Below are 12,461 nucleotides of genomic sequence, written 5' to 3' on the forward strand. Positions count from 1 at the left end.
GTTCAGAAGCCAAAGCTGTCAAGAAAACGAGATTATTGTGACAGGTTTCAGGGTTCAGAAGTCAAAGCTGTCAAGAAAACGCGGTTATTGTGACAGGTTTTAGGGTTCAGAGGTCAAAGCTGTCAAGAAAACGCGGTTATTGTGACAGGTTTCAGGGTTCAAGATCCAAAGCTGTCAAAATAAAGCCGGAATCATGACAGCTTTCATACAGAATGCTCCAAAGCTTTCAAAAAGCCGCTGTACTCGCAAGAATTTCCGATGTTCTCTCCTAAACCAGCCACGAATATCGGCTCCTTGATCAATCCAAGCTAATCTCGACCTGGATGCTTACCGAAGTATAGATGACCATCGATTTGATTTTTAGTTTATAGCGCTTGTCGTTCACTTTGATGGATTTGTTTTCAATGACTTTGGTGATTAAGTCCCGGCTTTTGAAAACGGAATCTAAATCCTTGGCTAGCAGCATGTTCAACTGCCCCTTGGTTTCCTCCTCGATTTCATAGATGCTGAGTGTATCAAGATATTTCTTATACTTTTGGTCGTTAACAATCTTTACTTTAATCTCCTGAACGGTCAGCTTTTCCTGATTTTTTTTATTTAATTCCGCGTAATCATCCATCCAGATTTGAATATCACTTTTTAGTTCAGCAATCTCATCTTTTTGTTCGTGGATGGTCTTCGCGTTTTTTTCCAGGGATACTCCATTGATATATAGGAACACGCACCAGCTCAAGACAGCGCCTATGGCCATGCCAGAAAAGAATCTTTGCCATTCAGGTTTGCGGTAATAAGGAGGGATCCTCATTTTAGACATGCTCCTGGGTCAGCCAGTTGATAATCAGTGCTCCTGTCTGTGCACCGCCCATGGCTGTGAGGATCAAAAGGAATTGCTTGAAAATATCTTTTGTTTCACCATTTAAAAGCCCTCGTTCAAAGCTGTATACGGTATCAAAGGTACCGCCTATGGCAGCGATGATGGCCCAAATCCGGATGGAGCTCGAGAAGCGGGCAATTTCTGTCATTAAGGGCTGTCCTGTCAAAAAAGCGGCCAATCCGCCAATCAGCGAGCCGCCAAGCAAAACACCGAGCGCGATAAAATAGGCTTCGAATAGATGGGAAGCAAATGGCTGATTCACATAAAACACCCTCAGTAAATGATAGATTTTTTCCTCGTAATTCATCATATGGACAATCTGCATGCAATATGTTTAATCTTCCATGAACAAATGAGAACATATTTTCTTTTTTTGCCTAAAAAGCCTATAATGAAAGAAGATGAACCTAACCTTTAAGGGTGTGAGAGAAATGCCATTTATTCACCTTCATGTCTATAGTGCATACAGTCTGCTTACGAGTACGGCGACAGTAGAGCAGCTAGTCCGCGATGCCAGGGCAAAAGGATTTTCCGCACTCGCACTGACGGATCGCAATGTAATGTACGGAACAGTCGCATTCTACAAGGAATGCCTGAGGAACTCGCTCAAACCTTTGATGGGCCTGACGGTTGACGTGGTCAGCCCGACTTTGGAACACGAGTCCTTTCCGCTTGTGCTGCTCGCGAAAAACAACGAGGGATTCCAGAACTTGATCAAGATTTCAAGTGCTGTACAGACGAAATCACCTGAGGGAATACCGGTGAAATGGCTGAAGCATTATGCTGCTGGACTATTTGCCCTTACTCCCGGGACTCAGGGAGAAATAGAGTATTATTTAACGAACGGTGAAAAAGAGAAAGCGCTAGACACGCTGGATTTATATAAGCAGATATTCGGCAAGGATCATTTTTACCTAGCCATTCAGGACCATGGCCTTCCAGGACAAAGGGAGCTGGTTGAACAGCTGGCAAAAATGGGGACGGAAACCGACACTCCACTGGCTGCTTCCAACCAGGTGCATTATTTGGAAAAAGAAGATGCATTTGCACAGGAATGCCTGCTGGCGATAAGAAATGGGGAGAAACTCCAAGATGATGCGCGCGAAAGGCTGGGCAGCAGCGAGTTTTACCTAAAGCCGGCAAAACAAATGGGTGAGCTGTTCTCAGATTATCCTGAAGCATTGGAGAATACCCTGAAAATAGCGGAGAACTGCAATGTCATGCTTGACTTTGAAACTAGGCATCTTCCTAAGTACCCAGTAGAACCGGGGGAAAATGCAGACGGAATGCTCGAGGAACTATGCTTTCAAGGGCTAAAAGAACGGTACGGAAATCCGTCCCAAAAGCATATAGACCGACTGAAATATGAGTTATCGATCATTAAGAAAATGAATTTCAGCGATTACTTCCTGATCGTCTGGGATTTCATAAAATACTCGCGTGAAAGAGGAATCCTTATCGGTCCGGGCCGTGGGTCAGCGGCTGGCTCGATTGTTTCATATGTATTGTACATAACCGATGCCGACCCGATAGAACATAATCTTCTTTTCGAAAGGTTCCTGAATCCTGAACGAATATCGATGCCAGATATCGATATCGACTTCCCTGATAACCGCAGGGACGAAGTGATTGAATATGTTGCATCTAAATACGGAGAGCTCCATGTAGCACAGATCGCTACTTTCGGAACACTTGCTGCGAAGGCAGCAGTAAGGGATGTAGGGCGCGTATTCGGCTTGAACGCGAAGGAGCTCGATCGACTGTCAAAGCTTGTACCATCGAGGCTTGGCATTACTCTACAAGACGCAATAAAGGAATCTGCCGGGTTAAGGAGTTTTAAAGAAGAATCACCCAAGAATAGAAGAATCCTTGAAACGGCCATCAAACTCGAAGGCTTGCCTCGTCATACTTCCACACATGCTGCGGGTGTCGTGATCAGTGAACAGCCGCTTACCAGTGTAGTGCCGATCCAGTCTGGACAGTCGAAAGTGTTCCTTACCCAGTATTCCATGGACCACCTTGAAGAATTAGGATTGTTGAAGATGGACTTCCTCGGCTTAAGGAATCTGACTTTAATCGATTCGATCCTTCAGTCCATCAAGCAAAAAACAAGGCGCGAGCTGGATATTCACGATATTCCGGCTGAAGATAAAGAAACATTCGAGATGCTTGGCAGAGGAGAGACGACAGGTATTTTCCAGCTTGAATCCGATGGGATGAGAAAGGTACTGACAAGGCTGGAACCAACGAGATTTGAAGATATTGTCGCGGTTAACGCGCTTTATCGTCCCGGCCCGATGGAGAATATCCCATTGTTCATTGACCGCAAGCACGGAAGGCAGCCGATCGACTATTATCATAAGGACCTCGAATATATTCTCCGTGATACATATGGAGTCATTGTTTACCAGGAGCAAATCATGCAAATCGCTTCTCAGATGGCCGGGTTTTCACTGGGCGAAGCGGATTTGCTGAGGAGAGCCGTTTCAAAGAAGAAGAAGGAAGTCCTTGCCCAGGAACGTGAACATTTTGTGAATGGCGCTTTAAGGAAGGGATATGGCGAGCAAACAGCGAATCTTGTCTATGATTTGATTGTCCGATTCGCCAACTACGGCTTTAACCGCAGCCACGCAGTCGCATACAGCATGATTGCCTATCAGCTTTCTTATCTCAAAGCGCATTATCCGCTCTATTTTATGGCGGCGCTGCTTACGTCGGCAATCGGTAATGATGTAAAAATCGCACAGTATGCAAGAGAGCTGCAGCAAATGGGGATCAAACTTCTTCCTCCTTCTATCAATAAAAGCGCATTCAGCTTCCAGCCAGAAGGGGATGGTGTCCGGTATAGTCTTGCTGGCATTAAAGGAGCCGGAATTGCCTCCCTGAAGGAGATATTCCAGGCGAGAAGAAACCAGCCTTTTAAGGATATATTTGATTTTTGTATCCGGGTTCCTCAGAAGGCTGCCTCAAGAAAAGTGCTTGAAGCATTGATTTATTCAGGCGCTTTCGATGAATTCGGCCAGGACCGCGCCGTCCTTTTGGCCACGATTGATGTAGCGATTGAACATGCACAGCTTGTGGCTCCAGATGACTCCGGCCAGATAGATATGTTCGCGGAAGCAGAGTTTTCCTTGAAGCCGAAATATACCCAGGTCGACCCGATGCGGATTGAAGACAAGCTCAGCCTGGAAAAGGACGTACTTGGAGTCTATTTGTCAAAGCACCCTGCTTCCATTTACGAAAAGGAATTCAAGGCAGCCGGTGTTGAAAATATCAGCTCGAAATCTCCGGGAAGTAAAGTGAGGCTTGGAGTCTATATCACGGATGAAAAGAAAATCCGGACGAAAAAAGGCGAAGCCATGGCCTTCCTTACCATTAGCGATGCAAGCGGGGAAACAGATGCAGTTGTCTTCCCATCTGCATATAAGCTGTATGGAAATGTGCTGAACCAGGGGCAAATGGCACTGTTGGAAGGCAAGTTCGATGAACGCGAAGGAAAGAGCCAATTTATCGTGAACAAAGTACTCGAACTTGAAAAAGAAGCAAAAAAAGAACCTGTTTTATATTTGCGGATCGCAAAAGGAACGGACAGCGCCAGGAAGATGAATGAACTTAAAGCTTTATTGAAAAAACATCATGGAGAAGTACCAGTAATCGTATATAACGAAGAGACCGAAAAATCGCTGCTGCTGCCAGACGACTTTAGCGTGAACACAGAACGAGGAAGTATGGAAGATTTGAAGAAGGTATTGGGTGACAGTCATGTCGTCCTGAAAAATTAGTTCTTTACAAGTATAATAGATGTGTTATATTGGAAAAGGATATGTGTGGTCAGACCACTGAATGCTTTTCTATACCAGGACTTTTTATTATTCTCATGTTTGGCGGAAATGCTGCCTTCTCCGGTTCAAAGCTGGATTAAAAGTAGCGGATTCCCCATAATTTGACGATGAAAGCCTATTATTAAGGAGTGGACCTGAGTTGACTTTACGTGAAGAAGCTTTGCACATGCACCGTGTAAACAAAGGAAAATTAGAGTCAAAATCAAAAGTGCCTGTAAGGAATGCCAGAGATTTAAGCCTTGCTTATTCTCCAGGAGTGGCAGAGCCTTGCAAGGAAATATATGATAAGCCGGAAACTGTTTTTGATTATACAATGAAAGGCAATATGGTTGCGGTTGTTTCTGATGGCACAGCGGTATTGGGCCTCGGTAATATCGGTCCTGAAGCGGCACTTCCAGTAATGGAAGGAAAAGCAGTTCTTTTCAAGAGCTTTGCAGGTGTCGATGCATTCCCAATCTGTTTGAGTACAACGGATGTGGATAAGATTGTCGAGACGGTAAAGCTGCTTGAACCAACATTCGGCGGAGTCAATCTCGAGGATATCGCAGCGCCAAACTGCTTCGCGATCGAAGAACGCTTGAAAAAAGAAACGAATATTCCGGTATTCCACGATGACCAGCATGGAACTGCGATTGTCACTGTGGCGGGTCTCGTGAATGCCTTGAAAATTGTTGGCAAAAAGATGAATGAAATAAAAGTCGTCGCGAACGGAGCAGGAGCTGCGGGAATTGCGATCATTAAGCTTCTTTATTCTTACGGAGTCCGGGACATCATCATGTGCGATACAAAGGGTGCGATCTATGAAGGCCGCCCTAACGGAATGAATGCCATCAAGGACGAAGTGGCTAAGTTTACGAACCGCGACAATGTGGAAGGGTCCCTTGCTGACGCCATCAAAGGAGCGGATGTATTCATCGGAGTATCTGTCGCAGGAGCGCTGACTTCTGAAATGGTACAGACAATGAATAATGATCCGATCATTTTTGCGATGGCAAATCCTGTGCCGGAAATTATGCCTGATGAAGCGAAGGCAGCAGGTGCGGCGGTTATTGGTACTGGCCGATCCGATTTCCCAAATCAGGTTAATAATGTTCTCGCATTCCCGGGAATCTTCCGCGGTGCATTGGATGCCAGGGCTACCCATATCAATGAAAAAATGAAGGTAGCTGCTGTTAACGCAATTGCTAGCCTGATTGAGAAATCAGAGCTTTCAAGTGATTACGTCATTCCAGGACCGTTTGATCCACGTGTGGCACCTGCTGTTGCAGCGGCTGTTGCGAACGCAGCGATGGAAACCGGCGTCGCACGTATTAAAGTAGATCCGGAAGAAGTCAAAGAGCGGACCGAGCGTCTTGCATTGATTGGAAAGGGTGAGTGATCACTTAGTGGGACAGCCTGAAAAAAACACAAAAGTCTATGTGGAAATCGTCAGGCAGCTAAGGGAAATGATTAATAAAGATGGCTTAAAGCCAGGAGATAAAATCCCGTCCGAACGTGAACTTTCAGAGCGCCTGAATGCCGGGCGCTCCTCCGTTCGGGAGGCCTTGCGTGCTCTTGAGCTTCTCGGCTTGATCGAGACGAGAAGAGGAGAAGGAACGTTTATCAGGGACTTCCGCGGCAACCAGCTTGTCCAATTATTAAGCACCTTTATCCTGCAGGATGAAAAAGCAAAAGACGATGTAGTCGAAACGAAAAATATGATTGAGGTGGATTGTCTATACCTGGCTGCTGAAAAGTTACAGGAAGGCGAAATCCGAAGATTAAAGGCCTGGATTGATGACCATAATTTTGAGGACGAGGAATTTTTCAGGAAAATTGCCGAACTTGCCGACAATCATCTATTTTATCGAATTTGGTATATATTGAATGATTATTATGATGCCCTTCAGTTGAAGGTATCACCAGCTGAAAAAGCAGATTATCACACACTGGTAGACTCACTTGAAACAAAAAAAGGAGATTTGATCCTGGAAAGGTATCGCATGCTGCGGAAAATGTCGACAGACTGACGACAGGAAGTAACATCTTTTGATGGAAGGATGTTATATACTTGTGGACATGCCTAAGATGCCTGGAGGGCCGCTCTCTTTCTTTTTTGGAATAGTGGTCTGGCCACTTAGTGCTTTATTCCTAAATTTAGGATATTACAAAACAACCAGTATTATTCGGAGGGGGTTTTAACTTGCTTAAGGAACTTTTTACTAAAACGAAAAAGAAAAAGTACGCGACAATTCCTTCTGAAGCAGCGAAGCAGGATGTTCCTGAAGGAATCATGACCAAATGCCCGAACTGCAAGAAAATCATGTATACAAAAGAACTGAATAAAAATTGCAAGGTTTGTTTGCAATGCGGATATCATCATCAGATGAATTCTGTGGAGAGGATCAATAGCTTTCTTGATGGTGGAAGTTTCCATGAACTGGATCGCGAAATGGTTTCAGGAAATCCATTGGGCTTTCCAGAATATGTGGAAAAGATCGACAAGGACAGGCAAAAGACAGGATTAAATGAAGCCGTGGTAACGGGATTAGGCAGTGTGAACGGCTATGATGTCGCCATTGCCATAATGGATGCAACATTCAGAATGGGAAGCATGGGATCCGTTGTAGGAGAAAAGATCACAAGGGCGATTGAAAAAGCTGATGAACTGTCAATCCCATTCATCATTTTCACTGCATCAGGCGGAGCCAGAATGCAAGAAGGTGTCCTAAGTTTGATGCAAATGGCCAAAACAAGCGTCGCTTTGAAAAGGTTCAGTGATAATGGCGGGTTGATCATCTCAATCATGACTCATCCGACAACAGGAGGAGTTTCTGCGAGCTTTGCCTCCCTTGGAGATTACAACCTAGCTGAACCGGGAGCTTTGATTGGCTTTGCGGGGAGAAGGATCATTGAGCAAACCATCCGGGAAGAGCTGCCGGAAGACTTTCAGACATCTGAATTTTTACTAAAGCATGGCCAGCTTGACGCCGTAATCTCAAGAACGGAACTAAAGGAAAAGATCGCGGGAATACTTGAAATCCATCAGCCAGGAGGGACATTCGAATGGCAGGAGAACTAGAATTTGAGAAACCGATAGTAGAATTAAGAAAAAAAATCAGCGAGCTAAAGGAATTTACCAAGACGGCGGATGTGGATCTCACGTCTGAAATAGATAAACTCGAAGCAAGGCTCCAGAAGCTTGAATCAGAAATATATGAGAACATGAAGCCGTGGGATAGAGTGCAGATTGCCCGTCATCCAGACCGTCCGACAACGCTTGAATATATCTCTTTGCTGTTCACAGACTTCTTTGAATGTCATGGTGACAGGACATTTGGCGATGATGAGGCTATTGTTGGCGGTATTGCGAAGTTCCATGGCTACCCTGTGACCGTCATTGGCCATCAGCGCGGAAAGGATACTAAGGAAAATATCCGCAGAAACTTTGGCATGCCACATCCTGAAGGGTACCGGAAAGCTTTGCGTTTGATGAAACAAGCTGAAAAATTCAAGCGTCCGATCATTTGCTTCATAGATACGAAGGGAGCTTATCCAGGAAAAGCCGCAGAAGAGCGTGGACAGAGTGAAGCGATTGCCCGGAACCTATTCGAGATGGCTGGACTTACAGTTCCAGTAATCTGTGTCGTTATTGGAGAAGGCGGAAGCGGCGGTGCGCTGGCTCTTGGGGTTGGCAACTATATTCACATGCTGGAAAACTCCACCTACTCCGTTATTTCACCTGAAGGCGCAGCTGCGATTCTCTGGAAAGATTCTTCTTTGGCGAAAAAAGCAGCTGAAACGATGAAGATTACAGCTCCAGACCTTAAAGAACTTGGAATCATCGATCAAATCATCCCGGAAGTAAAGGGCGGGGCTCATAAAGATCTAAAGCAACAGGCGAAATATATGGATAAAATTCTAAAAGATTCAATGTCCGAACTGCTTGTGCTCGATGAAGAATCACTGCTGAGCCAACGCTATGATAAATACAAACGAATTGGAGAGTTTTCGTTTCCAACTGAGTTTATAGGGGTAAAATAAAACGTGCCAAACAGCACGTTTTATTTTTTGTTTTTTAAAAATAATGCTTGACAACTCGGACATGTGCCTGAAAGCAGCCATCATTGCGAAGGCAGATGTACTAAAATCCCTATTGAAGCGCTTGCAATTACGTGATAATTCCGTCTTATTGTCAATATTGAGGATTCAGTTGAGATACGGTATTCTACGTGGTATTTTAGAAATATTCCCGGGTATTCTGTTCATAATAAGATAAGCTAATAACACAGGATACTACAGTGATTAGTTTTTGGTACAGTACATACTGAATGAGGTGAAATGATGAAAAGAATTGGTGTTTTGACGAGCGGCGGAGATTCGCCCGGCATGAATGCGGCCGTACGTGCGGTTGTCAGGAAAGCAATTTACCATGATGTAGAGGTTTATGGTGTATTTGGCGGCTACGCTGGCTTGATGAGCGGTAATATTAAAAAGCTGGAACTTGGATCAGTTGGTGATATCATCCATCGTGGCGGAACATTCCTTTATTCTGCGAGAAGCGAAGAATTCAAGACAAAGGAAGGTCAGCAAAAAGGTATTGAGCAATTGAATAAGCTTGGTATTGACGGACTTGTCGTCATTGGCGGAGACGGTTCTTACAGGGGAGCTAAAGCGTTGACAGAGCAAGGATTCCCATGTGTTGGTGTTCCTGGAACAATCGACAATGATATCCCAGGTACTGAATTCACAATCGGATTTGATACTGCGCTTAACACTGTTATCGATGCAATCGATAAAATCCGCGATACTGCTTCTTCACATGAAAGAACGTTTGTTGTCGAAGTTATGGGACGCAACGCTGGTGACCTTGCATTATGGGCTGGTCTGGCAGGTGGTGCGGAAACAATCCTGATTCCTGAAGATCCGCACGATATGAAGGATATAGCACACCGCTTGAAAAAAGGACATGAACGTGGTAAAAAGCACAGTATCATTGTGGTAGCCGAAGGTGTCATGAACGGTTATGACTTCGCAAAGCAACTGCAGGAAGAGACTGACTTTGATACACGTGTAACGGTCCTTGGACATGTTCAGCGCGGCGGAACGCCTACAGCATTCGACCGTGTACTAGCAAGCAGACTGGGAGCACGGGCAGTAGAGCTTCTCTTGGAAGGAAAAGGCGGACGTGCAGTAGGAATGGAAAATAATCAACTAGTTGATTACGATATCATTGAAGCTTTGGCAAAAGAACACACTGTTGACTTGAACTTATATAAATTATCGAAAGAGCTTTCTATTTAATCTCTTTACAGTAAACCAGGAGGTTTCAAGCTATGCGCAAAACGAAAATTGTTTGTACAATTGGTCCCGCTAGTGAAAGTGTTGACAAATTGGTTCAATTGATTGAAGCAGGCATGAATGTTTCACGCCTTAATTTTTCTCACGGAAATCATGAGGAACACGCAGCACGTATCAAGAATATCAGAGAAGCTGCATCTAAAACAGGGAAGAATGTTGGTATTCTTCTTGATACAAAAGGTCCTGAAATCCGTACGAATGATATGGAAAACGGAGCAATCGAGCTGACAACTGGCCAGGAGTGCATCGTTTCGATGACAGAGGTCTTAGGTACTCCAGAAAAGTTTTCTGTTACGTATGACCAGTTGATTGATGATGTGCATCCAGGAGCAAAAATTCTCCTTGATGACGGTTTGATTGGGCTGGAAGTTATCAGCATCGATAAGGCCAGCAATGAAATCAAAACTAGAGTCTTAAACAGCGGAACGCTTAAGAATAAAAAAGGCGTGAACGTTCCTGGTGTTTCTGTTAACCTGCCAGGAATCACTGAAAAAGACGCAAAAGATATTCTCTTTGGTGTTGAGCAAGGCGTTGATTTTATCGCAGCATCATTTGTACGCCGTGCGTCAGATGTATTAGAAATCCGTCAGCTTCTTGAGGAAAACAACGGATCTAGCATTGGAATCATCCCTAAGATTGAAAACCAGGAAGGCGTCGACAACATCAACGAAATTCTTGAAGTTTCTGATGGCTTGATGGTTGCCCGTGGAGACCTTGGTGTTGAAATCCCGGCTGAAGAAGTACCACTTGTGCAAAAAGATCTAATCAAAAAGTGCAACACACTTGGCAAGCCTGTTATCACGGCAACACAAATGCTTGATTCCATGCAGCGCAACCCTCGTCCTACACGTGCGGAAGCAAGTGACGTAGCGAATGCGATCTTTGACGGTACAGATGCAATCATGCTTTCTGGTGAGACAGCTGCTGGACAATATCCAGTTGAAGCAGTCCAGACTATGCATAATATCGCATCACGTGCAGAACAAGCGCTTGATCATAAAGAACTTCTATCAGCTCGCAGCAAGGATACAGAGCACAATATTACCGATGCTATTGGACAATCGGTTGCACATACTGCATTGAACCTTGAAGTGAATGCAATCATCACACCGACTGAAAGCGGCCATACAGCACGTATGATTTCCAAATACCGTCCTAAGGCGCCAATCATTGCAGCAACTTCGAATGACCATGTTCTGCGTCGCCTGGCACTTGTATGGGGAGTATATCCACAACTAGGCCAGAAAGCAGAGACAACAGACGAAATGCTTGCAGTCGCAGTAGAAGAAAGTGTGAACAGCGGACTTGTTTCCCATGGCGACCTTGTAGTCATCACTGCTGGTGTACCAGTTGGAGAAGCAGGCACTACCAACCTGATGAAGATTCATGTAGTAGGTGATATCCTTGCAAAAGCTCAAGGGATCGGACGTAAATCTGCATACGGAAGAGTAGTCGTCGCAAAGGATGCTCAAGAAGCGATCAGCAAAGTAAAACAAGGCAGCATCCTCGTAACAATCGGCTCAGATCGCGAAATGGTTCCGGCTCTTGAGAAATGCAGTGCCTTGATCACGCAAGAGGGCGGTTTGACAAGCCATGCAGCAGTAGTCGGACTAAACCTGGGAATCCCAGTCATCGTCGGCGTAGAAAACGCAATGCAGCTATTCGAAGATGGCCAGGAGATTACGGTTGACTCAGCAAGAGGCGTCATCTACAAAGGACATGCCAGCGTTTTATAATATAAGATCAGTTAAGCGTGAAATCAAATTTGATTTCACGCTTTTATTTATGGAGAGCAATGAGGTCACCTATGTGCAGACAAAACCGAATCTGATCATGGCTGAAATGTCCGAAGTCCTATCAAGTTAGGACAGCTTTCACAGGAAATGAAGAAAAGCTGTCCGAAGTCAGCCCAAGTTCAGACAGCTTTCACAGGAAATGAAGAAAAGCTGTCTAAAGTCAGCCCAAGTTCAGACAGCCTTCACAGGAAACGCGGAAAAGCTGTCCGAAGACAGCCCAAGTTCAGACAGCTTTCATAGGAAATGAGGAAAAGCTGTCTGAAGTCAGCCCAAGTTCAGACAGCCTTCACAGGAAATGAGGAAAAGCTGTCTGAAGTCAGCCCAAGTTCAGACAGCTTTCACAGGAAATGAGGAAAAGCTGTCCGAAGACAGGCCAAGTTCAGACAGCTTTCACAGGAAATGAGGAAAAGCTGTCCGAAGACAGGCCAAGTTCAGACAGCTTTCACAGGAAATGAAGAAAAGCTGTCAGAAGACAGGCAAAGTTCAGACAGCTTTCGCAGGAAATGAGGAAAAGCTGTCCGAAGACAGCCCAAGTTCAGACAGCTTTCACAGGAAATGAAGAAAAGCTGTCCGAAGACAGGCAAAGTTCAGACAGCTTTCACAGGAAAT

At 44.9% G+C, this 12,461-nt stretch carries 9 protein-coding genes; 7 read left to right on the top strand and 2 right to left on the bottom strand.

Going from position 1 to position 12,461, the window contains the following annotated elements; genetic code table 11:
• Positions 1-298: 298 nt before the first annotated feature.
• Both ytrI and AB5I83_RS23430 read right to left on the bottom strand, forming a co-directional pair.
• A complete protein-coding gene (gene ytrI / locus AB5I83_RS23425; protein WP_167832701.1) occupies positions 299-805 on the bottom strand; it encodes a sporulation membrane protein YtrI in 507 nt (168 codons plus the stop codon).
• A gap of 1 nt (position 806) precedes the next feature.
• On the bottom strand, positions 807-1,184 hold the full coding sequence (locus AB5I83_RS23430; RefSeq protein WP_167832702.1) for a YtrH family sporulation protein: 378 nt from the start codon (positions 1,182-1,184) through the stop codon (positions 807-809).
• A gap of 121 nt (positions 1,185-1,305) precedes the next feature.
• Here AB5I83_RS23430 and dnaE point away from each other — a divergent pair, with 121 nt between their 5' ends.
• From dnaE to pyk, 7 genes are all read left to right on the top strand, one after another.
• Positions 1,306-4,656, top strand: a complete 3,351-nt coding sequence (gene dnaE / locus AB5I83_RS23435; RefSeq protein WP_448978881.1) for a DNA polymerase III subunit alpha — start codon at positions 1,306-1,308, stop codon at positions 4,654-4,656.
• Between the two features lie 199 nt (positions 4,657-4,855).
• The gene (locus tag AB5I83_RS23440; protein ID WP_448978883.1) at positions 4,856-6,094 is read left to right on the top strand and encodes an NAD(P)-dependent malic enzyme; all 1,239 of its coding nucleotides are present in this window, start codon (positions 4,856-4,858) and stop codon (positions 6,092-6,094) included.
• Positions 6,095-6,161: 67 nt separating this feature from the next.
• Complete coding sequence (locus tag AB5I83_RS23445; protein ID WP_448978890.1) at positions 6,162-6,725, top strand: FadR/GntR family transcriptional regulator; 564 nt, start codon at positions 6,162-6,164, stop codon at positions 6,723-6,725.
• A 173-nt stretch (positions 6,726-6,898) separates the two neighbouring features.
• Positions 6,899-7,777 carry an acetyl-CoA carboxylase, carboxyltransferase subunit beta gene (gene accD, locus AB5I83_RS23450; RefSeq protein WP_448978885.1) on the top strand — a complete coding sequence of 293 codons (879 nt, stop codon included), beginning with the start codon at positions 6,899-6,901 and terminating at the stop codon, positions 7,775-7,777.
• The gene (gene accA, locus AB5I83_RS23455) at positions 7,762-8,739 is read left to right on the top strand and encodes an acetyl-CoA carboxylase carboxyl transferase subunit alpha (RefSeq protein WP_448978886.1); all 978 of its coding nucleotides are present in this window, start codon (positions 7,762-7,764) and stop codon (positions 8,737-8,739) included. The genes accD and accA overlap by 16 nt, the downstream gene beginning before the upstream one ends.
• Positions 8,740-9,039: 300 nt before the next feature.
• Positions 9,040-9,999, top strand: a complete 960-nt coding sequence (gene pfkA / locus AB5I83_RS23460; RefSeq protein WP_448978892.1) for a 6-phosphofructokinase — start codon at positions 9,040-9,042, stop codon at positions 9,997-9,999.
• Between the two features lie 32 nt (positions 10,000-10,031).
• On the top strand, positions 10,032-11,792 hold the full coding sequence (pyk, locus tag AB5I83_RS23465) for a pyruvate kinase (RefSeq protein WP_448978888.1): 1,761 nt from the start codon (positions 10,032-10,034) through the stop codon (positions 11,790-11,792).
• The last annotated feature ends 669 nt before the right edge of the window (positions 11,793-12,461 follow it).

This window comes from Mesobacillus sp. LC4 (assembly GCF_053543455.1).

Excerpts from the sequence above, each read along its gene's own strand:
- pfkA (WP_448978892.1), top strand. The coding sequence starts at position 9,040 with ATGAAAAGAATTGGTGTTTTGACGAGCGGCGGAGATTCGCCCGGCATG.
- AB5I83_RS23445 (WP_448978890.1), top strand. The coding sequence starts at position 6,162 with ATGATTAATAAAGATGGCTTAAAGCCAGGAGATAAAATCCCGTCCGAA.
- AB5I83_RS23430 (WP_167832702.1), bottom strand. The coding sequence starts at position 1,184 with ATGATGAATTACGAGGAAAAAATCTATCATTTACTGAGGGTGTTTTAT.
- ytrI (WP_167832701.1), bottom strand. The coding sequence starts at position 805 with ATGAGGATCCCTCCTTATTACCGCAAACCTGAATGGCAAAGATTCTTT.
- pyk (WP_448978888.1), top strand. The coding sequence starts at position 10,032 with ATGCGCAAAACGAAAATTGTTTGTACAATTGGTCCCGCTAGTGAAAGT.
- dnaE (WP_448978881.1), top strand. The coding sequence starts at position 1,306 with ATGCCATTTATTCACCTTCATGTCTATAGTGCATACAGTCTGCTTACG.
- accA (WP_448978886.1), top strand. The coding sequence starts at position 7,762 with ATGGCAGGAGAACTAGAATTTGAGAAACCGATAGTAGAATTAAGAAAA.